Raw genomic sequence first — 22,258 nt, forward strand, 5'->3', positions numbered from 1 at the left:
CGCGCAAAAGTGTGCAGCGGTTTTGCGACAACGACATCCGTAGAAATAAAGACCTAAAGCGCGAGGAGCGAATCTGAAAGATCGCGACGCGCTTTAGATCAACGCTTTTTAGAACAACCGGACGACATCTTCGATTGCCGACTGCCGGAGCCTTCTTTCCGGACGGCGAAGCCATGTCCGGGCATCGATAGAGAAGGACAGGAAAATGCTCAACAAAGATATCCAGCTGCCCTACGGCGCCGTCTATTTCCGCAAGTCCAACCCGCCCCGCGAAGATTGGGAACGCGACTATGCCACCGCCGGCCAAGACGGCCTCAACATCTTCCGCCACTGGTTCATGTGGAGCGCGATCGAAACCGCCCCCGGCGTCTACGACTGGGAGGAATATGATCGTCAGATGGACCTTGCCGCTGCAAACGGCATCAAGACCGTTATCGCCGAACTGATCCATGCCGTACCCGACTGGGCGGTGCGCAAATATGCTCATGCGCTGCAGGTCAATGCCGACGGCACCAAACTCGGTTCCTATATGGGCGTCTCCTCGGCGACCGGCGGCTTCTCCAACAATGGTGGCGGCGCCGGCGCCCTGACGCTGAACTGCCCCGAAGTGAAGGAAGCGGCGGGAAAATTCCTGACCGCGCTCGCCACGCGCTACAAGGATCATCCGGCGATCTATGGCTATGACGTCTGGAACGAGTGCAACTATTCCGCCGATGTCGATTACAGCCCCTTTGCCAAATCAGCCTTTCGCAAATGGCTGGAGAAGAAGTACGGCAGCCTGAAGGTCCTGGCGAAAGCCTGGTACCGCTACAGCTATGCCGAATGGGACGATATCGAGCCGCCGGTGCACATGGCCCCCTATACCGAATGCATCGACTGGCTGCAGTTCAAGCGCGACAATTTCTACGACCAGATGCAGTGGCGCATCGACACGATCCGCGCCGTCGACCAGAAGAATACCATCGCTGCTCACGGCATATCCGGCGCAATTCCCAACATGGCGGCCAACGGCTGCGACGACTGGCTCGCTGCCTCCAAGGTCGAAGTCTACGGCTTCACCTGGATCCAGGCCCGCAAGGGATCGGAAGCCTGGAAGAACTGGTATGGCGTCGACATCAACCGCGCTGCCGCCCGCGGCAAACCCTTCTGGCACGCCGAGCGCCAGGGCGGCCCGCTCTGGCTGCAGCCGCAGGTGATCGGCCGCGACAAGGAGGATGGCCGCGTCGCCGAGCCCGAGGATATCCGCCTCTGGAGCATGACTTCGCTTGCCGGCGGCGCCCGCGGCGTGATCAACTTGCGCTGGCGCCCGCTGCTCGATGGCCCGCTCTTCGGCGCGTTCGGCTCCTACGGCATGGACGGCTCGCGCACGCCGCGCTCCGATATGGCAAGCGCCGTGGCGAAATGGGCAAATGACAAGGCGCAAGGCCCCCTCTGGGAAGCAAAGCCCGTGCGCGGCGAGGTCGGCATCCTTGTCGTTCGCGAAACGCAGGAGTTCGATTACCTCCTGAACCACGACCGCAAGGAGAAACCCTATCCGGAAGCCATGTGGGGCGCCTATCGCGCCTTCCTCGAAAACGGCGTGCAGCCGGACTGGGTGCATATCGACGACATCGCGGCCTATGATTTCCTCTATTTCCCCTATCCGATCATGTTCACATCAGAGCAGGCGAAGCGTCTGAAAGACTGGGTCGAAAACGGCGGCACGCTGATTGCCGAGGCATGCCCCGGCTATTTCGGCGATCGCGGCCATGTCGGCGCCGTGCAGCCGAACATGGGCCTCGACGAGGTCTTCGGCGCGCGCGAGGAGGACGTCGAATTCATGCCCGATATCGGCGACCGCATCCATTTCGATCTGGATGGTGCAGCCGTCGACGGCGGCGGCTTCCTGCAATCCTACCGGCTGGCTGGCGGGAACGGGCGCGGCCATTTCACCGACGGCCGTCTTGCCGTCGTCGAAAATGCCTATGGCAAGGGCCGCACGCTGCTGATCGGCACCAATCCTTCCGTGGCCTATTACCGCACGCAGGGGAAGGCGAACGGCGCTTTCTTCGCTGAGCTATTGAGATGGAGCGGGACGAAGCGCCATGTGACGCTGTCGAATGCCGCACTCTTCGCCCGTATCCACGAGGGAGAAAAGGGCAGCTTCCTCTGGCTCGTCAATCCGACAAGGGCGGCGCAGAAGACCGAGGTGACGCTCGCCCGGGGAGCGCTTGCCCAAAGCCAGGCAGTCTGGCCGATCGACCACATCGGCAATAGTGGCATCGAGGTGCCGCCGCGCGATGTGCTGATCCTGCCGCTCAATAGCTGAAACTTCAGGACGCGGATGAACTGGCGCGTTCGGCAAAGCCTTCAAGCTCGGAATCGAAATCGACATCGACGACATTGTTGAAGACGGCGGTGGCCAGCATGATGCCGGCGAAGGCGACGAGATCGACGAGCACCTTGGTCTCGTAGCGCTGTTTCAGCTTCGCCCAGAGTTCGGTGGGAACGGCGTTGGAATCGGCGACGATCGCCTTGCCGAAGGCGTCGAGCAGCGCTTCCTCGTCTGAAAACTCCAGCGCATCGGGATTGAAACCCTTGTTGATCAGCGCCCGGCGGAAGAAGGTGATGGCGATCTTCGATTTCGCCGTCTTCGAGATCGCATGCGAGAAGATCCAGATCGCCCGGTCGCTGAACGCAGGATCGAGCTCAGCCCGCAGCGTGAACCATTCGGCATAGATACGGTGCGCGGCGGGCGAATGCAGCAGCGTCCGCTTCATGTTGGTCATCCGGCCGCGCAGCCTGACTTCCTCGTCGTGGGCCGCACGAACCTCTTCCGAAGCGGTGTCGTAGTCGATTTGCAGGAGGTGGCTCATCGGGTCCTTTCTTTCCTTTGTACGCCGAAGCGATAGGGCCGAGACGTTATGCGGCTGCGCAGCGGCAAATCCGCTTGGCTGCCGCCCGGCTCACCTAGACTGATTAAATCGAAAGTGGAGGCAAGGCATGAGCGACGACCACGAGCATCATCATGTCGACTGGCGGGAACATGGCGTCAAGGTCATTCCCGGCAATTCGCTCGATCCGAACACTGCGCAGACGCCGGGCATGAACCGCGCGACCGCGATCAACAATGCGCGCGCCGGCGCCGAGAAGATCTGGGCCGGCACTGTGACGATCCATGCCAATGCCAAGACCGGCGCCCATCACCACGGCGATCTCGAAAGCATCATCTACGTGGTCAAGGGCAAGGCCCGCATGCGCTGGGGCGAGCATCTGGAGTATACCGCCGAGGCCGGCCCCGGCGACTTCATCTACGTTCCGCCCTATGTGCCGCATCAGGAGATCAACGCCAGCCGCAACGAGACGCTGGAATGCGTTCTCGTCCGCTCTGGCCAGGAACCGGTCGTCGTCAACCTCGACATCGAGCCGGTCGAAAAGCCGGAAGACGTTGCGTGGATCGACCCGATCCACCGATAATTCACCTTCGAGCAAGTGGCTGACATCCTCAGCCGCCGAACGCTCTGCAAGGACCATCGCAGACTGCTTCAGGCGTGAACGGCACCTGCACCTGCTGTAACCGGGTTTTCGATGATCCGGCCGGTGTCGGCGGCATAGAGGTGGATCTGGTCGTAATCGATGGCGATGCCGATCGGATCGCCCGACTTCACCTTCACCGCTTCGGTCAGCGCCACGGCAAACGGCAGCCCATCGAAATCGGCGTGGACGACGCGGCTTGCGCCGAGCTCTTCGATGAAATCGGCCGTTGCGGTGAGGGCGCCGGGCGCATCCGGGGCGACCAGCCGGGCGGCCTCGGCGCGCATGCCGAGCACGACGCGTTTGCCTTTCAGCGGTGCGGCGCGCTCGCGCGGCAGCGCGATCTTGCGGCTTTGATCGTAGACGAAGACGCCCTCGTCATTGATCGTGCCCTCGAGCAGGTTCATCGCCGGCGTGCCGACGAAACCCGCGACGAAGCGCGAGACTGGATGATGATAGACCTCTTCCGGCGTACCGACCTGCTCCACCCTGCCGCCGTTCATCACCACCAGCCGGTCGGCCAGCGTCATCGCCTCGGTCTGGTCATGCGTGACGAAGATCGACGTGGCGCCGAGGCGGCGGTGCAGGCGGCGGATTTCGGCGCGCATGGCGATGCGCAGCTTGGCGTCGAGGTTCGATAATGGCTCGTCGAAGAGGAACACCTTCGGTTCGCGGATCATCGCGCGGCCCATGGCGACACGCTGACGCTGACCGCCGGAAAGAGCGGCCGGCCGACGGTCGAGAAAGGGTTCGAGGCTGAGCGCCTTGGCGACCTCGCCGATGCGCCGCTGACGCTCCGCCTTCGAGACTCCGGCCACCTTCAATGCGTAGCCGATATTCTCGGCAACACTCATATGCGGATAAAGCGCATAGTTCTGGAACACCATGGCGCAACCGCGCTCGCGCGGCTCCAACTGGTTCACGACGCGGCCGTCGATGGCGATTTCGCCGCCGGTGATTTCCTCGAGGCCGGCGATCATCCGCAGCAGCGTGGACTTGCCGCAGCCGGACGGGCCGAGGATGACGATGAACTCGCCCGACTGGATGTCGAGATCGACGCCGTGAACGACGGGGGTCTTGCCGTAGTTTTTCTTCACGCCACGAATGGAGATCGGTGCCAAGGGAGTACTCCTTCACTTCTCGGTGGAGATAAGGCCGCGTACGAACCAGCGCTGCATCAGAATGACGAGGATCAATGGCGGCGACATGATGATCAGGGTTCCGGCCATGGCGACATTCCAGTCGGGCAGGCCGAATTCGGACGGGATGAGGGTCTTGAGCTGGGTCACGGCGATGCCGAATTTCGGATCGGTGGTGATCAGTAGTGGCCAAAGATACTGGTTCCAGGCCCAGACGAACATGATCGTGAAGAGCGCGATCATATTTGGCCGCGAAAGCGGCAGCAGAATGTCCCAGAAGAACCGGACCGGGCCCGATCCGTCCATCTTCGAAGCCTCGGCCAGCTCGTCCGGAACCGTCAGGTAGAACTGCCGGTAGAGGAAGGTGCCGGTCGCGGTTGCGACCAGCGGCAAAACGAGACCGGGATAGGAATTCAGCAGGCCCCATTCGAGCTTGATCTGGACGCCGGTGATCTGCGCAACGAGCCAGCTTATGCCGGTGATGTCGAGGATCGTCTGGAAAGGCTGCAGCGCGTTGGCCGCAATCGAATAGGTCGGCACGATGCGGACTTCCAGCGGCAGCATCAGCGTGATGAAGATGATCCAGAAAATCACATACCGGCCGCGGAAGCGGAAGTAGACGATCGAGAAGGCTGCCATGGAAGACAGCAGGACCTTGCCGGCGCCAACGGTTGCGGCGAAGATAATGCTGTGGAACAGCTTGTTGCCGAGATCGGCGCGAACCCAGGCGGTCTCAGCGTTTTCCCAGAAATGCGAGCCTGGAACCAGCGGCAGCGGCACGCGATTGGCCGTCTCCAGATCAAGCGTCGAGGCAATGATGACGATGGCGAAAGGCAGAAGCGCGATCACCATGCCGAGCGCGAGAAGGCTATAGCAGATGAAGTTGAATATCGGCGTGCGTTCGATCATGTCCGCGACCTCACTTGTAATGCACGCGCCGCTCGATGAAGCGGAACTGGAAGATGGTGAGCAGGACAACGAGCACCATCAGGACGATGGACTGCGCTGCGGCGCCCGAATAGTCGAGACCTCTAAAACCGTCGAAATAGATCTTATAGACCATGAGTTCGGTGGCGCGCGCCGGGCCGCCCTGTGTCATCACGTCGACGATACCGAAGGAATCCTGGAAGCTCTCGGTGATGTTGATGACGAGCAGGAAGAACAGCGTCGGCGTCAGCAGGGGCAGCTGGATATCCCAGATCCGCCGCATCGGTCCCGAACCATCCATCGCGGCGGCCTCGATCAGCGAGCGCGGGATGCCTTGCAGCGCCGAGAGGAAGAAGATGAAGTTGTAGCCGATATACTTCCAGGAGAAGGCGACGATGACGGCGATCATCGCATCCTTGCCGTCGAGCGCGGGGTTCCAGAGGCCGGGCCAGACATGGTTGATAACCGACAGAAGGCCGGCCTCCGGCGCCAGGATGAAGCGGAAGGCGAGGCCGAGAGCGGGAGCGGCAATTGCGTAAGGCCAGATGAAGACCGACCGGTAGACTTTGTGGCCGCGCAGTTCACGATCCGTCAAAAGTGCCAGGATGAGCGCCAGCCCCATGGCAATGGCCGTTGAGCTGAAGCCGAAGATCATGCTGCGGGTGATCGAGTCCCAATAAATCGGGTCGGTGAGCAGCTGTTTGAAATTGTCGAAACCGACCCAGGCATTACCGCCGCCCCATGGCTGCTCGAGCGTGAACGCCCAATAGAGCGCCTGCGCGCTCGGCCAATAGAAGAAGACGAAGATCAGCAACAGCATCGGAAATGCGAAGAGCAGCCCGATCGTCGTCGAGGAGAAGGTGACGCGCTTTTCCATGAGTGGTCGTTTTCGTCCTGGTCTGGTTTAAAACATGTCGCGCAAAACTGTGCAGCAGTTTTGCGGTAACGACATGCGTCACAATAGAGATCTAAAGCGCGAGGAGCGAATCTGAAAGATTGCGGCGCGCTTCATGCGCGGGCGGCGAGTCCGCATCCGCGGCCGACTGAAGAACTTACAAAGACGCACCCGGCGCGCGAAACGCGGGCCGGGTGCGGCTCATTATCCAAGCGATCAGGGGAGCTGAACGTTCTTGTAGGTCTGCTGGAAGCGACGCAGCAGCGTGTTGCCACGCTCGGCAGCGCTGTCGAGCGAAGCTTGGACATCGGCATTGTTGACGAAGATTGCCTGCAGACCATTGGCGATTTCGGTGCGGACCTGCAGCAGGCCACCGAGGCGGATGCCGTGCGGAGCCGCGTCGCCAGCCGGCGAAGCGGTCAGGCTCTGAATGGCGAGTTCGCGGCCGGCATAAGGAGCCTTGTCGTAGAAGCCCTGCTTGTTCAGATATTCGAAGCCGGAGTTACGAACCGGGATGTAACCAGTAACGGTTGACCAGGTAAGAGCTTCTTCCGGCTTTGCGATGAAATTGAAGAAGGCAGCGGCAGCCTTGTATTCAGCGTCGGAATGACCCTTCAAAACCCAGAGCGAAGCGCCGCCAACATAAGAGCTGTGCCGGGTTGCGTCGCCGTAGGTCGGGAGCATGGCAACGCCCCAGTTCATGCCCTGTTTGGCGGTGCGGCCAACATTGCCGTGGTCGCCGACAGAGGTCAGGATGACCTGGCAATCGCCAGCGGCAAAGGCTTCGACGAAGGTCTGGCCGACAGCCTTGTTCTTGATGACGGCAAGCTTGTTGTCGTACCAGGACTTGAGGTCCTTAACGTAGCTGACGAGAAGCGGGTTCTTGTTGAACACCAGCTCCGCATCAAGACCTTCAAAACCGTTCTTCTTCGTGGCGATCGCTTCGCCGTTGACCGCTTCGAACTGCTCGATGTACTGCCAGACTTCGTTGTTGGAGATGTCAAAGCCGAGCGGGCAAGCATAGCCTGCATCCTTCAGAGCCTTGAGGTCCTCGCCTGCTTCCTTCCAGGTCGAAGGAGCATGATCCTTGCCGATCTTGGCGAAGGCGTCCTTGTTCCAGTAGAGAAGAGCGGTCGAGGAGTTGAAGGGGAAGGAGTACATCTCGCCCTTCGATGTCGCGTAGTAGCCGGAGATACCGGAGAAGTAGTCCTTCCAGTCGACGGTGTAGCCCATGTCGGCCATCAGCTTGTTGGCCGGGTAGTACGCGCCGGAGAGCATGATGTCGAGGGTGCCGGCGTCGGAGACCTGGGCGATGGTCGGCTGCTTGCCGGCGCGGAACGCAGCAATGGTATTCTGCAGGGACGCGTCGTAGCTGCCCTGGCTGGTGCAGACGACTTCGTAGTCTGCCTGCGACTGGTTGAAGCGATCGCACTGCTCCTGGACACGCTTTGCGATGTCACCGGAATTGCCGAACCAGAAGTCAATCTTGGTCTTATCGGCGGCGGCGGCGGGGCCAGCAAGAAACGCTGTAGCGAGAAGGGCGCCAACGGCGCCGAGAAGCTTGGCTTGCATGAGAACCTCGAACGTAAAAGAGACGCGCACTTTCAGCGCACGCCCTATTAGCCGGTTCAAATTGCCGCGGCCAATGAATATTACATGAGATGAAACTTTCTAAATACAGTTGTCACAAAACATTCATACAACCATTATTCGCAAATCCCAGAGAAATATTTAGAGAAATTTCAAAGCTTGCTTCAGCATGTTGCCAATAAATTACAGATATATTCGAAAACAATGGAATTTTAGGGGATATTTAATATTTATTTATATTGTGGCAGAGCGCCTTTATTCGGTTACTCCGCCGCAACGAAACTTGCAAAAACTCTGTCATTTTCGCCATTGCACTGGTGTGCAACCTCAGAGATTAGGCTTCAGGGTTTGGGCCTTAAGATTGAAGAGAATCCTTCAGGATCGCCGCAAAACGCGGATCGAATGCACGGCTGATTGGTCCGGCGGCAGCGCCAAGCGCCACCGACCAGGAATCGGCCATGCCGGGCTGCAGGCGCGGCAGCGTCCGGCCACGACGTTCGGCGATCGAGGGCAGCAACGGCCCGATTGCCGCAATCAACCTGTTCACCAGCGCTTCCGGCGCGCTGCCGCAGAGGATCACCGTCTGCGGATCGAACAGCGTCTCGATGAGATGGATGCTCCAGCGCAGGTCCAATGCCGCTGCTTCGACCCAGGAGTGGATGCTTTGATCGCCTCTCAAGGCAAGATCGTTGATACGTGCGTGCAGATGAGGATCGGCGGGATCGACCGATAGATGCTGATACAGCGAGGCGAGCGAGGCGCGATGTTCGAGCGGCGTCGATTTGCCGTCGGCAAACAGCAGCGCCATGCCGATCTCGCCGGCATTGCCGTTGGTGCCGCGGTAGAGTTCGCCGTTCAGAATGAGGCCGGCGCCGATGCCATAACCGACGAAGAGGCAGACGGCATGGTCGAGGCCATGGGCAGCTCCCACCATGCGTTCGGCAGTCGCCGCCGCCGCCGCATCGTTCTGCAGGCCGACATCGAGCCCGGTGCCGGCGGTCAGCGTTTCCAACAATGGAAATTTCTGCCAGGCCTCCATCATCCACGGATCGTCGCCGCTGCCGGCAACTCCGAAAGGCCCGGGCATGGCGGCGCCGAGACCAACCAGCCGCTTTTCCGACTGCTGGACGATCCCGGCAAGCTTTGAGCGTATGCCGGCGACGAGGTCGAGGATGACCTTCGTCCCGTTCGACGGACCTCCGGGTGGGAGGCCGGCCTCATCACGCACGAGAACGCTGCCGACGAGATCGACTGCGACCGCCCGCGTCACATGCCGGTCGATCTGCAGGCCGATCGCAAAGGCGCCCTCGGGCACCAGGCCGTAGGGTGTCGACGGCTGGCCTCTGCCCCTCCTCACTGCCTCCTGCGAACTGACGAGACCGTCGCGCTCGAGTTCCTCGATGATATTCGACACCGTCTGCTTGGTCAGCCGCGTCGCCCGCGCCAGATCGGCGCGTGAAAGCGCACCGTTGATCCTGAGGGCATCGATCATCACGCGCCGGTTATGCGCACTGGTGCCTTCGTGATTGGTCCCGCTCTTGGCCCGGATCGGGCGGCTGTCATTCATGTGCAATTTCCTCTTGACTCCAATAGAATGTTGAAGAAGTAATAAGTCAAGACACTTGACTTATTAAGGGACCGAAGAGTTCCAGGGAACGCAGGAGGCCGGCAAGGCCTCCGACGACGCTCCGAGACGACGAACCGGCACGTTTTCGCGCGTGCCTTCTCGAACACCGATGGCGGAGGACCGCCCTCGGCAATGCGTAAATGTCAAAATCTGGAGGCTGCAATGCTGAAATCCTTTAACAAGACGCTTCTGGGTGCGGCCTTGATCGGCGCATCCCTTGCGCCGCATGCTTTCGCCGAAACGACGCTGAACGCGCTCTTCATGGCGCAGGCCGCCTATAGCGAGGCCGATGTACGCGCCATGACCGACGCCTTCGCCAAGGCGAACCCCGATATCAAGGTAAATCTCGAATTCGTTCCCTATGAAGGCCTGCACGACAAGACGGTGCTGGCGCAGGGTTCCGGCGGTGGTTATGACGTCGTCCTCTTCGACGTCATCTGGCCGGCCGAATACGCCACCAACAAGGTGCTGGTCGACGTCTCCTCTCGCGTCACCGACGAGATGAAGAAAGGCGTGCTGCCGGGTGCCTGGACCACTGTGCAATATGATAGCAAATATTACGGCATGCCGTGGATCCTCGACACCAAATACCTGTTCTACAACAAGGAAATCCTCGAAAAGGCCGGCATCAAGACCCCGCCCAAGACCTGGGACGAACTGACCGAACAGGCAAAGACGATCAAGGACAAGGGCTTGCTTGCCACGCCGATCGCCTGGAGCTGGTCGCAGGCCGAAGCCGCGATCTGCGACTACACCACGCTCGTCAGCGCCTATGGCGGCGATTTCCTTAAGGACGGCAAGCCGGCCTTCCAGACCGGCGGCGGCCTCGACGCCCTGAAGTACATGGTCTCCAGCTATTCCTCCGGCCTCACCAATCCGAATTCCAAGGAATTCCTGGAAGAGGACGTCCGCAAGGTCTTCGAAAACGGCGATGCCGCCTTCGCGCTGAACTGGACCTACATGTACAACATGGCCAACGATCCGAAGGACAGCAAGGTCGCAGGCAAGGTCGGCGTCGTGCCGGCGCCCGGTGTTGCCGGCAAGAGCGAGGCTTCCGCCGTCAACGGCTCGATGGGCCTTGGCATCACCTCGGCCAGCAAGCATCCGGATGAAGCCTGGAAATACATCACCTTCATGACCTCGCAGGCGACGCAGAATGCCTATGCCAAGCTCAGCCTGCCGATCTGGGCGTCCTCCTATGAGGACCCAGCCGTCACCAAGGGCCAGGAAGAGCTGATCTCCGCCGCCAAGATCGGCCTGGCCGCGATGTATCCGCGTCCGACGACGCCGAAATACCAGGAGCTCTCGACCGCGCTGCAGCAGGCGATCCAGGAATCGCTGCTCGGCCAGTCCTCTCCAGAGGACGCGCTGAAGTCGGCCGCAGATAATAGCGGCCTCTGATCAAGCCATGAAAACCCGGGCGGCGCCGGCCGTCGCCCGGTCTCCAAAACCTGTAATGAAGAAGGGTCGCCTTGATGTCGGGCACTTGGCTGACAACCCGCGCGTGGCTTTTGATGCTGCCGCTTCTCGTGGTCATGATATCAGTCATTGGCTGGCCTCTGATCGATACCGTCGGCCTCTCCTTCACCGATGCCAAGCTCGTCGGCACGGAAGGGAACTTCGTCGGCATCGACAACTACGCGAACATGATCTCCGGCTCGAATTTCCAGCGCACGCTCATCACCACCGCATGGTTCGCGATCGTTTCGGTCGCCGCCGAAATGGTAATCGGCGTTCTGGCAGCCTTGCTGCTGAACCAGCAGTTTCGTGGCCGCACCGCACTTCGTGCGCTGATGATCCTACCCTGGGCGCTGCCAACCGTCGTCAACGCCACGCTCTGGCGGCTGATCTACAATCCGGAATACGGCGCTCTGAACGCCGCGCTGACCCAACTTGGCCTGCTGGAGGCCTACCGCTCCTGGCTCGGCGAACCGGGCACGGCGCTGGCAGCCCTCATCGTCGCCGACTGTTGGAAGAATTTCCCCCTGGTGGCGCTGATCGCGCTGGCCGCACTCCAGGCCGTGCCGCGCGACATCACTGCCGCCTCGCTCGTCGACGGCGCCGGCGCTTTCGCCCGCTTCCGCTTCGTCGTTCTGCCCTATCTTGCCGGCCCCTTGATGGTGGCGCTGGTGCTGCGCACGATCGAGGCCTTCAAAGTGTTCGACATCATCTGGGTCATGACCCGCGGCGGCCCGGCCAACAGCACGCGCACGCTGTCGATCCTCGTCTATCAGGAAGCCTTCTCCTTCCAGCGGGCAGGCTCCGGCGCCTCGCTGGCATTGATCGTCACGCTGCTGGTGACGCTGCTTGCTGCCGGCTACGCCGCTCTGGTGCGCAGGGCGGCGGGGAGTGTGGCCTGATGGAACGCCAGAGCCCGCTCTTTTCCACCTTCATTCACCTCTGCGCATTGCTGCTCGCCGCCGTTATCCTGGCGCCGATCCTATGGTTGTTCATTATGAGCATCTCGCCGGCCGCCGACCTTGCGGCAAAGCCGCTGCGCTGGTGGCCGCAGACGGCGGATTTCTCTCGCTACGGCGTGCTGCTCTCGACGCTCGAAAACAGCGCCGGCGCCGCCTTCACCTCGTCGCTGCGAAACAGCATCGAAGTGGCGGGCATGGCGACGATCGCCGCCATCGCACTCGCCATTCCGGCCGGCTGGGCTGTGTCGCGCACGCCTTCGGTGGGATGGTCGCTGTCGATGGTGATCGCCACCTATATGTTGCCGCCGGTGGCGCTCGCCGTGCCGCTCTATATGGGCCTGTCCCATCTCGGATTGCTGAACAACGTCTTCGGCCTCGCTCTCGTCTATCTCACCATTCTGGCGCCTTTCACCACTTGGCTGATGAAATCGGGTTTCGATTCCATCCCGCGCGAGATCGAATCCGCCGCGATGATCGATGGTGCCGGCCTGTTCCAGACGCTGCGCATCATCACGCTGCCGCTGGCAGCCCCTGTGGTCGCGACGTCAAGCCTCTTTGCTTTCCTGCTTGCCTGGGATGAATTCTTCTATGCGCTGCTCTTCACCTCGGACCAGCGCGCCAAGACGCTGACTGTCGCCATTGCCGATCTCGCCGGCGGCCGCGTTTCCGATTACGGACTGATTGCGACGGCAGGCGTGCTCGCCGCCCTGCCCCCGGTGCTGATCGGTCTTGTCATGCAACGCGCCCTGATTTCGGGGCTCACCAGCGGCGGCGTCAAGGGATGAACATGACAGCAGAAAGAACCCGGCCGGCCGGACTTGCCGCGATCGATCGCGAAATGGCGCGCCAGCATGCCGATGCGATCGCCTCCTATGAAGCCGCCCAGCCGATGGCGGCAAGGGCCGCCGTCTCGCTGAAAAAGACCGGCAGGCTGCTGCTCATCGGCATGGGCGGCTCGCATGCCGTCAATCGCGCCGTCGAGCCGCTCTACCGGGCCTACGGCATCGATGCCATCGCCCTGCCACTGTCCGAGCAGCTTGGCCAGCCGCTGCCGATCGCCGGCAGGACGATCTTCGTCACCTCGCAATCCGGCGAAAGCGCCGAAGTCCTGCGCTGGTTCGACGAGACCGGCGGCACGGAAGAGACCTTCGGCCTGACGCTCGAAGGCGGTTCCTTCCTCGCAAGAACCGCCCCGTCGCTGGCCGGCACCGGCGGCACCGAGCTAGCCTTCGCCGCCACCCGCAGCTTGACGGTGACCTTCGCTCTGCATCTGGCCATCCTCGCCGCCCTCGGCGAAAATCCCGACGCCGCACTTGCCGCCCTCAAGACGCCGGAAGACCGTGACATCACCGCCGCCCTCTCGGCACTCGAAAACGTCGCGACCGTCGTCACCTCAGGCCGCCGGCTGCAGGGAGTTGCCGAGGCGCTCGCGCTCGGATTGACCGAGCTGTCGCGCCGTCCCTGCTTCTCGCTTGAAGGTGGCCAGTTGCGCCACGGACCGATGGAGATGCTGGGATCGGAGATCGGTGTCGTGCTCTTCCGCGGCATGGACGAAACGGCCGGCCTGGTCACCGCAATGGCGGCATCCGCCGTCGAGACCGGCGCCCCGGTCATCCTGTTCGACGCCTCGGGCGAAGCGCCGGTCGCCGGCGCGGTGACCATCCGCTTTGCGCCTGCAACCGGTCTTGCCGCGATCTTCGCCATGCTGCCGGTCGCCCAGCGGCTGATGATCGCCTTTGCCGATGCTCGCGTGGAGAATGCCGGAACGCCAGTCCGCTCCACGAAGATCACCCGGAGCGAATGAATGCGGCCGCTTGCAGTCATCGGCAACGTCAACATCGACCTGATCCTTGGACCGGCCGCCCCCTGGCCGAAGGCCGGGACGGAAATCATCGTCGATCATGACGAGTTGCGGGTCGGCGGAGCCGCCGGCAACAGCGCGCTCGCCTGGCAAGCGCTTGGCGTCGAATTCGGGATCGCCGCCAATGTCGGCAGCGACCAGTTCGGCCGCTGGCTGAGCGAAGCCTTCGGCCACCGTTCCGACAAGTGGCAGGTCCGTCCTGAGAAAACGACGCTCTCCGTCGGCATTACCCATCCGGACGGCGAGCGCACCTTCTTCACGACGAGGGGCCATCTGCCGCGCTTCAGTCTGGCAGACGTCTTTGCGGCCCTCGACGGCACTCGCCTCAGCGGCGGTTACGCCCTACTCTGCGGCTCGTTCCTGACCGACGACCTGACAGCGGATTATGACGCCTTCTTCGACTGGGCCGACAGCCACGGCATCACCGTCGCGCTCGATACCGGCTGGCCGCTCGACGGCTGGACAGACGAGAATTGCGCGGCGACACGCGCATGGCTCTCCCGCAGCGGTATTGCGCTGCTGAACGAGGTCGAATCGACGACGCTTGCCGGCATCGCCGATCCGATCGAGGCGGCCTGCCACATCAGGTCACATATGCCGGAGGCCGCAATCATCGTCGTCAAGCGCGGCCCGGACGGCGCTCTCGCGATCGGGCCGGACGGCCTGTTGGTTTCGGTGGCGGCACCCGCTGTCGAGGTCGTCGATACGATCGGCGCCGGCGATGTCTTCAACGCCGCCTTCCTCGCCGCGCTTGCGAGCGATGAGTCGCTGATGTCCTGCCTGGAGGCGGGAACCGCAGTCGCCTCGCGCGCCATCTCCACCCTTCCCCGCAATTATGGCGGCCCGTCATCTCCTGAGGAGCCTGTGCGATGAGCGCGCTCGAAATTCAGAACATCCGCAAGACCTACGGCGACGTCGAGACGTTGAAAGGCATCGACATCTCATTGGAAAGCGGCGAGTTCTTGGTGCTGCTCGGCTCCTCCGGCTGCGGCAAGTCCACGCTGCTGAACATCATCGCCGGCCTTGCCGAGGCGACGAGCGGCGATGTCAGGATCGGCGGCCGCTCCGTGCTTAGCGTACATCCGAAGGACCGCGATATCGCCATGGTCTTTCAATCCTACGCGCTCTATCCCAATCTGACGGTGCACCGGAACATCGGCTTCGGCCTGGAAATGCGCAAGGTGCCGACGCCGGAGCGCGACATGGCCGTGCACGATGCCGCAAAGCTCCTGCAAATCGAAAACCTCCTCGACCGCAAGCCGAGCCAGCTTTCCGGCGGCCAGCGCCAGCGCGTCGCGATCGGCCGCGCGCTGGTGCGCAAGCCGGAGGTATTCCTTTTCGACGAACCTCTCTCCAACCTCGACGCCAAGCTGCGCATGGAGATGCGCACCGAAATCAAGCGGCTGCATCAGATGCTGAAAACCACGGTCGTCTATGTCACCCATGACCAGATCGAGGCAATGACCCTTGCAAGCCGCATCGCCGTCATGCGCGACGGCCGCATCGAGCAGCTGGGCACGCCGGAGGAGATCTACAACCATCCGGCGACGCTCTATGTCGCCACCTTCGTCGGCGCGCCGCCGATGAACCTGCTGAAGGCGACGGCGCGTGACGGTCGCCTGGCGCTTTCAGGCTCCGATGCGATCCTGCCCCTGCACGCCCGTTTCCGAGAAGCGGTCGGCAATGGCCGCGAGCTTATCCTCGGCATCCGTCCCGAGGCGCTTCGCACGGACGGCACCGGCCCATCGATCGAGGCAACCCTTGAGGTCGCAGAGCTGACCGGCCCGGAACTCGTCGTCACTGCCCTTGCCGGAAATCAGCGCCTGATGGCCTGCCTGCCGCCGCGAACGCCAATCCGCGACAACGAAAAGCTCACTCTCTTTTTCGACGAGGAGGCAATGCACCTCTTCGACCCGGAAACCGGTCTCAGCTGCGGCCGTTAGTACAGGATGATTTTAGGCCGGATCGGCCTAAAATCTGAATCCTGTTATACATTGTATAGTTAGAGCATGATGTGGTCCGAAAAGTGTGAGCGGTTTTACGATAACGACATGCGTAAAAACTAGGACCTAAAGCGCGAGGAGCGACTCTGAAAGATCGCAACGCGCTTTAGCGACCGAACGGTTTTCCAGTCAGTTGTTCAATTCGCTGCGTCAGTCGGCTTCAGCTGGTAGACGTGAATATAGTCGACGAGCAGGATGGAAGGGTTCGGCGTTTCATCGATCGGCCAACCCGAGCCGAGCGCCAGGTTCACCAGCGGATAGAACGGCATGTGGAACTCCTTCGGCGTATCGAAACTCCAGATGAACTGACGGTCGAGATAGAAGCTCGTCTTGTCAGCTTGGATATCGACGCCGTAAGTGTGGTATTCGCTGTTCAAAATTCCGTCCTGAACGGTTTGCCAATGGCCGCCGGTCGTGTTCTGGCCGCCCTGGCTCTGACGCCAGATATGAAAGCCCATGCTGAATTCGTAGGGCGCGCGTCCATAATATTCCAGGACGTCGATCTCGGCGGTGTATTTCGACCGGTCAAGCCCGATGAGCCAGAAGGCCGGCCAGACACCCTTGCCCGGCGGCAGCTTCATCCGTGCTTCGAAATAGCCAAATTGCTGCGAGAAGCCTTCGCCTTTCGGGTTCACCGACGACAACAGGCCCGAGCGCCAAGTTCCATCGGCCTCCTTGCGCGCTTCGATCTTCAGAATTCCCTGATCGGTGGTAAACGGAAAGCCCGGCGCTGGGTCTGTGAACCTGGCGTCACCGAAATCGCCGTTCCAGGGCGTATGGGCGATCCAGCGGGAGCTTCTCTCCCCCCAAGCCGAGACGTCCAGACTGTCGAAACTTTCCTCGAACGTTAGCTGGTACGCATTGATATTGAGTGGTTGCTGAGCCACGCTGGGCTGCCCGGGCAACGCCCCCAGGCCGAGAACAATGAGCAAACCCAGAGCCTTAGAAGATATCCCGTAACGCATCCTGCTCCTCCGAAAACGCCAAACCAATCGTTGGACTACACTTATCTCGATCAAAAGGTGAGAACCCCGTTTCGTCGCGGCATGAGCCTTTGGACGACGATGGTCTCGATGCCGTCTGGCCTTCCGACAACCTGCCACAGCAACAGCGCGAAGGCCCAGAAGATCGCGACTGCTGCCCCGCCGCAAAGCGCCAGGCCGACGACAAGGTTTAGGCCGACAGGCATGGCGGCGAGCATCGGCGCCATCCACAGCAGGAAAGCGATCATCGGCAAGCTCGCGGACAGAGGCCGCAAAAAAGCGTTCAACTGAGCGGCAAACGTCGCGCCGATCAGCCGCCGCGTGATGATAAGCGATGCGGCATAGGCGACAAGCACCGCCACGATCCGCGCGCCCAATGCTCCTGCCACCTGAAAATAGACGATGCCCAGGACGGTGACCGGAACCCTGACGGCGAACTCGGCAAACATCCGGAGAGCGAGATAACGGGTCTTATTCAGGACCATGGCCAATGGCGGCATCATATTCGTCGGCAGACCGAGCAGACTGACGATGCACAGCCATTGCAGAATCGGCGCGGCGGATGCCCATTTCTCGCCAACGATGATCCGTACGGCCGGCTCGGCAAGAAGCGCCAGCATGATGAGGATGGGCGCGGCCACGAAGGTGATCGCGTTCGTCGCCTTCAGATAGGCAGTGATCAGATTACGACGGTCATCGACGGTCGAGAATGCCGCCATCAGCGGGCGCAACAATGGCCCAACAAAGGTCTGGTATGGAATACCGGCAATATTGTCGGCGACGCTGAAGGCGCCGAACGTCGACAAGCCGGTAAAGCGTGGCAAAAGCAGCCGGTCCAGTTGCCAGTTGATCGAACTCAGCACCTGCGACACGGTGTTCCAGCTGATCATGTCCTGAAAGTGCTTCCACTCGGAAAGGCTGAACCTCGGTCGCATCGGCGCAAAGACATAGGAGGTGATCGCCGCGGCGGTCGGGCCTGCAACCGCGCCGATCGCCAGTCCCCAATAGCTGCCGGTCGCGACCGCCACCCCGACACCGAACAGCAGTGTCGAACCCTTGGTGATGAGATCGAGTGCGAACTCGCGTTTGAAATCGAACCGTTGCATGAACAGAACCATGCGTGGGCTGATCACACTGCGCATCGCAGGCGCGATGGAGAGCACGGCGACAAGCGAGAAAAGCCGGGAATCGTCGTAGATCAGAGCCATTGGCCAGGAAATGATCATCATCAGTATGCTGATGGCCACGCCTCGAAGCAGGCTGAGGGTAAGGGCCGTGGCAAACATATCGTCAGAAGGCGACGGCTGGCGCATCAGGGCCTGCGTCAGCGGCAGGTCCAGGATTGTCTCGACGATGACCAGAACCGAGGTCGCGATAGCGACAAGGCCGAAATCCGCCGGGCTCAAAAGCCTTGCGAGGACCAGGAGGCTGACGAAATCGAGCAGTCGCGCCAGGAATTTTCCGCCGATTGTCCAGATACTCGCCGTCGCCGTCTTCTGAGATACGCTTGACATGATCTATCTTCTATTCCTCGTCGACGGATTGAGACGGTTTCGGTGGCAGCGGCAAACAGGCAGCTCCGTCCTTTTCCGTCAGCCCGGCCGTCTTCTGAAGACCTCGGCGGATCGGTCGCCATGGGTGGACAGTTGTTGTTCGATCAGGCTGGACAGACGGTCGCGGAACACGGTGGAAGAGAATTTCAGCGAGTGCGCGCGGATGGCATGCGGATCGATATCGCCCTCCACCTCTTCGAACGCCGCCATCGTTTCCAACAGAGCTTCGGTGGTCTGTTGCGCAAAGCGAAAACCGACCTGCGGCGAGGAAACGGTTTCTCTGGCGCCGCCAGCGTCGAAAGCCAGGACCGGCCGCCCGGATGCCATGGCTTCCACCGGAAGGATACCGAAATCCTCCGTGCCCGGAAACAACAGCGCGCGGCATCGCGACAGGTGGTCGCGCAGAATGTTGAAGGGCTGGTGGCCGAGAAACTCAACGGTCGGTCCGGCGATCGACTTCAGATAAGCCAATTGTTCTCCCTCGCCGATCACGACCAGCTTCCGCCCGGCCTCGGTGCAGGCGCGAACGGCGATATCCGGCCGCTTATATGTGGTCAGTTGACCCGCATAGAGATAGAATTCGCCTTTTCCCTTCCCCACCGCAAAATCGTCCGTCGCAACGGGCGGATGGATGACGACGGATTCCCGGTCGTAGAAGCGGCGGATGCGGCTTGCGACATAGTCGGAATTGGCGACGAACACATCGACTCGCGAGGACGTCGTCACGTCCCAGGCGCGCAGCATGGGCGCGGTGATCGACATCAAAGCGCGCCCAACCCAGGGCAGGCCATGACGGTAGACATGGAACTGATCCCAGATGTAGCGCATCGGCGAGTGGCAGTAGCAGACATGCAGCGCGTCGGCGCGCGTGATGATGCCCTTGGCGGGTCCGGATTCGCTCGACAGCACGAGATCGTAGTCCTGCAGATCGAACTGCTCGAGCGCGAAGGGCATCAGCGGCAGCATCTTGGTATAGTGCCGCTGCGCGCCGGGGATCCTCTGCAGGAAGGAGGTGCGGATGTTCCGCGTCTTCAAAAAATCGCTGATGCGATCCCGGTTGCAGACGAGGGTGAAGATGTCGGCCTGCGGAAACATGCGGCACAGCTCTTCGACGACTTTCTCGCCGCCGCGCATCGAAACGAGCCAATAATGCACGATGGCGACACGAAGCTGCTTTGCGTCGCTCGCACCTCCGGCATCAGTGACACGTCTTTTCGCCATGACAGGCGCATCGCCGAGAAATGCCCTCGCGTCGGGAAGAGAGGTTGTTGCTTTGAGAGTCAACTCAATACTCCTTGTATCACCACACCGTCTGTCAGCTCGGGAACCGCATTCGCCGAAATCAGGCTCTGGTATTCGGCAAGAAGCGCGGCGCGCCATTCCTCGTGTGTCGAGGCGAGATCCGGCGACAGCCGGAAAGCCCGCTCGCTCATGGCGCGGACCTCATGTCTCGGCATCTGGCTGAATCTCGTCAAAGTATCGGCAAAGGCGCTTTCGTCAGCCGTATCGCAGGCAAGCGCCATGCCGGCTCTTTGCATTTCCTCGGCGAGAAAGGCGCTGCGCGACATGATGACCGGCAGACCGCTCCTGGCCGCTTCGATAGCGACGAGACCGAACGGCTCGGGATAGCGCGACGGCATCAACAGTGCGCGCGCCTTGCGGATGATCGGGCCGATCTCCGCATGCGACTGCCAGCCGACGGCCCTGACGTGATTTCCTGAAGCTGCGACCAGCGGCATCAGCGGCCCGTCCCCGATCACGCAGAGCCGGACGCCGGCTTTGCGCGTGGCGGCCACGGCGTCCTCTATGCCCTTCTCCTCATCCAGCCTCCCGATGAACACGAATTCGTCGTTGGCCTCCGCCTCGATGCGATTGATGGATAGCGGAGCAACGGGATTGCGGATCGTCGTCAGGCGTTCGGGCCGATATCCGGCGCCGACGAGAAAACCAGCCATCTTCTCGTGCAGCAGGATGATTCGGCCGAAATCGGCCTGATCCTTCAGCAGCCGTAGGATATTGGAGCCGCGGGCGACCCGCCACAATTTGTGGGAATAACTTCTCTTGTCGCAAGCCGTCGCAATGCAGCTTCCGCCGAGCGGGCGTCGAAGGCAGATTTCCTGTGCCTGATAGTCGAAGAAGGCGCCGTTGGGGCAGGCGGTAAAGAAATCATGCGCGTGAACCACGCATCGTCCGGCGACCGGCGCCAGTGCTCTGAAAATTGCCGGAGACAGGATCTGGTGCCAGCCATGGACATGGTAGACGGTATTGGCGGTGTCGTTTGCGGCAATCCAGTTCGCCACCATACGGACGGCGGCGCCGTTGTGAATGCCGGTCACGAAAGCCTTCGCACGCTCGGCGCTGAGCAGGTCGCGGCTGTTCAGACCGACCATCGAAACCCCGAGCGCGACAAGCTCCACATTGGCGGCGTCATCCCCGCAAATATAGGTCACGGGGATGTCGAGCCCCCGAAAAAGCTTAGCGGACAGCACCGCCAGCGCCGTCGCGCCGCCTCTGGCCACCGAATAGTCGTCGATGATGACCACGCGATCGATCTTTGTCGTGCCTGGGCCGGGAAAACGGCCGACGCTTGCTGCGGATCGGAGAGCCTCGGGAAGCGATGGGCGCATCACTTCACCGAAACCGCGCCGTTGGCACAGGCCTCCAGCGCCTTGCGGTTGAGAATGCGGATCTTGCCCTGCCCGCCGTCGATGATCTTGTTTTCCCGCAGGCGCCGCAAGCATTGATTGACCTTCTCGCGGGACGCCGGCAGCGTCGCGGCCAGGTCATTTTGCGAGATGATTAGTTCGTCGCCGCTATTTGCCGCATCTTTTCCATAAACAGCGGAGAGCCGCAGCAGCGTGCTGGCCAGCCTCGACTGCAGGCTCGACGCCGCATTGGCAATGATCCGGAGTTCAAGCTCTGAAATACGCGCCAGTGCCCTGGAGAAAACCTTTTCGCGAAAGCTTGGATCGCTGGCGTACATATCGCGCAGCAGCCGGCCTTCGAAGAAATGCAGTTCGCAGTTGGAACCGGCGCGGTATTCGAGACTCAACGTCTGCCTACGCAGGACCTCGAGTTCGCCGATGAGGCCCGATTTCGGAATAATCTCGACGATGAATTCCCTGCCGTCGGGCAGCATCGTACTGGCGCTGACCACCCCCGAATGGACGCGCGCGAAGGTATCGACAAGGACGCCGGCTCCGGCGATGACTTCGCCGCGCCGGAACCGCCGGACGCTCGACCGGCAGGAAAGAAATTCGTCGTCGATGACGATGCGGCTGTTGAGATGAATGCTGCCGTTAGCCGATATCGCCGGCTTGCCGATGCCGGCCCTGCGATCTGATGTGTGTGTCGCCCCATCCATGCGCATAACTCCGAATACTCGAATAACCATAGAAAATGCTGCGCTGCATCATTTATATTGCCTTAATATGAGAGTCAAATAACATCAGCGAAATTTGACGTAAAGATAAAGCATCTACTTAGATTCAAAACAAAATATACATCACGAACTGAATTCAAAACCTCAGTGGAGCCAAAAAACCGCCGTTTGATCGAATATGACTGCCTATTAAAATGGCTTACTGAATTAAAAACAGCAATAATCGAAATGGTGATATCAGAACTGATAAATAAGCATCAGAAGATAATCGTCCCGAATTAGCTTAGATTGTCGTTTGAAATGAAAAGAACGCCGTCATGATGTAATCCAAACTCTCCATTGCCCGTTAGTAGCATAAACAATTT

19 protein-coding genes are annotated in these 22,258 nt (G+C 60.9%); 8 read left to right on the plus strand and 11 right to left on the minus strand.

All coding sequences use genetic code 11. The features are described 5' to 3' along the window. The first annotated feature begins 205 nt into the window (after nt 1–205). Entirely contained in the window at nt 206–2,308 is a 2,103-nt protein-coding gene (locus tag N2A41_RS17125) for a beta-galactosidase (protein WP_260109310.1), read from the plus strand. A gap of 4 nt (nt 2,309–2,312) precedes the next feature. Here the strand turns inward: N2A41_RS17125 and N2A41_RS17130 are convergent, their stop codons facing one another. Continuing rightward, nucleotides 2,313–2,855 carry a hypothetical protein gene (locus N2A41_RS17130; RefSeq protein ID WP_260109311.1) on the minus strand — a complete coding sequence of 181 codons (543 nt, stop codon included), beginning with the start codon at nt 2,853–2,855 and terminating at the stop codon, nt 2,313–2,315. Between the two features lie 127 nt (nt 2,856–2,982). Here N2A41_RS17130 and N2A41_RS17135 point away from each other — a divergent pair, with 127 nt between their 5' ends. After that, nucleotides 2,983–3,456, plus strand: coding sequence for a cupin domain-containing protein (locus N2A41_RS17135; RefSeq protein ID WP_260109312.1), 474 nt, complete (start codon nt 2,983–2,985; stop codon nt 3,454–3,456). Nucleotides 3,457–3,524: 68 nt separating this feature from the next. Here the strand turns inward: N2A41_RS17135 and N2A41_RS17140 are convergent, their stop codons facing one another. The 5 genes from N2A41_RS17140 to N2A41_RS17160 all read right to left on the minus strand — a co-directional run bounded on the left by N2A41_RS17140 (nt 3,525) and on the right by N2A41_RS17160 (nt 9,631). Then, nucleotides 3,525–4,634, minus strand: a complete 1,110-nt coding sequence (locus tag N2A41_RS17140; protein WP_260109313.1) for a sn-glycerol-3-phosphate import ATP-binding protein UgpC — start codon at nt 4,632–4,634, stop codon at nt 3,525–3,527. 12 nt (nt 4,635–4,646) lie between these two features. Next, complete coding sequence (locus N2A41_RS17145; RefSeq protein WP_260109314.1) at nt 4,647–5,561, minus strand: ABC transporter permease subunit; 915 nt, start codon at nt 5,559–5,561, stop codon at nt 4,647–4,649. 10 nt (nt 5,562–5,571) lie between these two features. Beyond that, nucleotides 5,572–6,456, minus strand: a complete 885-nt coding sequence (locus N2A41_RS17150; RefSeq protein ID WP_018481752.1) for a carbohydrate ABC transporter permease — start codon at nt 6,454–6,456, stop codon at nt 5,572–5,574. Nucleotides 6,457–6,690: 234 nt separating this feature from the next. Then, the gene (locus N2A41_RS17155) at nt 6,691–8,046 is read right to left on the minus strand and encodes an extracellular solute-binding protein (protein WP_260109315.1); all 1,356 of its coding nucleotides are present in this window, start codon (nt 8,044–8,046) and stop codon (nt 6,691–6,693) included. 373 nt (nt 8,047–8,419) lie between these two features. Continuing rightward, nucleotides 8,420–9,631: an ROK family transcriptional regulator gene (locus N2A41_RS17160; RefSeq protein ID WP_260109316.1), complete on the minus strand. Its 1,212-nt coding sequence runs from the start codon at nt 9,629–9,631 to the stop codon at nt 8,420–8,422. Between the two features lie 222 nt (nt 9,632–9,853). Between N2A41_RS17160 and N2A41_RS17165 the strand changes: the two genes are divergently transcribed. The 6 genes from N2A41_RS17165 to N2A41_RS17190 all read left to right on the plus strand — a co-directional run bounded on the left by N2A41_RS17165 (nt 9,854) and on the right by N2A41_RS17190 (nt 15,915). Then, entirely contained in the window at nt 9,854–11,092 is a 1,239-nt protein-coding gene (locus tag N2A41_RS17165) for an extracellular solute-binding protein (protein ID WP_018481755.1), read from the plus strand. 74 nt (nt 11,093–11,166) lie between these two features. Beyond that, a complete protein-coding gene (locus tag N2A41_RS17170; RefSeq protein WP_260109317.1) occupies nt 11,167–12,051 on the plus strand; it encodes a carbohydrate ABC transporter permease in 885 nt (294 codons plus the stop codon). Then, nucleotides 12,051–12,896, plus strand: a complete 846-nt coding sequence (locus tag N2A41_RS17175) for a carbohydrate ABC transporter permease (RefSeq protein WP_222386818.1) — start codon at nt 12,051–12,053, stop codon at nt 12,894–12,896. Before N2A41_RS17170 ends, N2A41_RS17175 begins: the two co-directional genes overlap by 1 nt. Continuing rightward, the gene (locus tag N2A41_RS17180) at nt 12,893–13,915 is read left to right on the plus strand and encodes an SIS domain-containing protein (protein ID WP_222386819.1); all 1,023 of its coding nucleotides are present in this window, start codon (nt 12,893–12,895) and stop codon (nt 13,913–13,915) included. Before N2A41_RS17175 ends, N2A41_RS17180 begins: the two co-directional genes overlap by 4 nt. Beyond that, nucleotides 13,916–14,845, plus strand: a complete 930-nt coding sequence (locus N2A41_RS17185; protein WP_260109318.1) for a PfkB family carbohydrate kinase — start codon at nt 13,916–13,918, stop codon at nt 14,843–14,845. Further along, the gene (locus N2A41_RS17190) at nt 14,842–15,915 is read left to right on the plus strand and encodes an ABC transporter ATP-binding protein (RefSeq protein WP_260109319.1); all 1,074 of its coding nucleotides are present in this window, start codon (nt 14,842–14,844) and stop codon (nt 15,913–15,915) included. The genes N2A41_RS17185 and N2A41_RS17190 overlap by 4 nt, the downstream gene beginning before the upstream one ends. 197 nt (nt 15,916–16,112) lie before the next feature. On the opposite strand, the gene N2A41_RS17195 is transcribed toward N2A41_RS17190, so the two are convergent. The 5 genes from N2A41_RS17195 to N2A41_RS17215 all read right to left on the minus strand — a co-directional run bounded on the left by N2A41_RS17195 (nt 16,113) and on the right by N2A41_RS17215 (nt 21,875). Then, nucleotides 16,113–16,940 (minus strand): glycoside hydrolase family 16 protein, encoded by an 828-nt coding sequence (locus tag N2A41_RS17195; RefSeq protein WP_260109320.1) that lies wholly within the window; start codon nt 16,938–16,940, stop codon nt 16,113–16,115. Nucleotides 16,941–16,990: 50 nt separating this feature from the next. Then, nucleotides 16,991–18,472, minus strand: a complete 1,482-nt coding sequence (locus tag N2A41_RS17200) for a lipopolysaccharide biosynthesis protein (RefSeq protein WP_170278803.1) — start codon at nt 18,470–18,472, stop codon at nt 16,991–16,993. Between the two features lie 78 nt (nt 18,473–18,550). Next, complete coding sequence (locus N2A41_RS17205) at nt 18,551–19,795, minus strand: glycosyltransferase family 4 protein (protein ID WP_260109321.1); 1,245 nt, start codon at nt 19,793–19,795, stop codon at nt 18,551–18,553. After that, nucleotides 19,792–21,138 carry a glycosyltransferase family 4 protein gene (locus tag N2A41_RS17210; RefSeq protein ID WP_260109322.1) on the minus strand — a complete coding sequence of 449 codons (1,347 nt, stop codon included), beginning with the start codon at nt 21,136–21,138 and terminating at the stop codon, nt 19,792–19,794. Before N2A41_RS17210 ends, N2A41_RS17205 begins: the two co-directional genes overlap by 4 nt. Continuing rightward, nucleotides 21,138–21,875, minus strand: coding sequence for a Crp/Fnr family transcriptional regulator (locus N2A41_RS17215; RefSeq protein WP_026154330.1), 738 nt, complete (start codon nt 21,873–21,875; stop codon nt 21,138–21,140). The genes N2A41_RS17210 and N2A41_RS17215 overlap by 1 nt, the downstream gene beginning before the upstream one ends. Between the last annotated feature and the right edge of the window lie 383 nt (nt 21,876–22,258).

Source organism: Rhizobium sp. SRDI969 (assembly GCF_025152725.1).
GTDB lineage: Bacteria > Pseudomonadota > Alphaproteobacteria > Rhizobiales > Rhizobiaceae > Rhizobium > Rhizobium leguminosarum_I.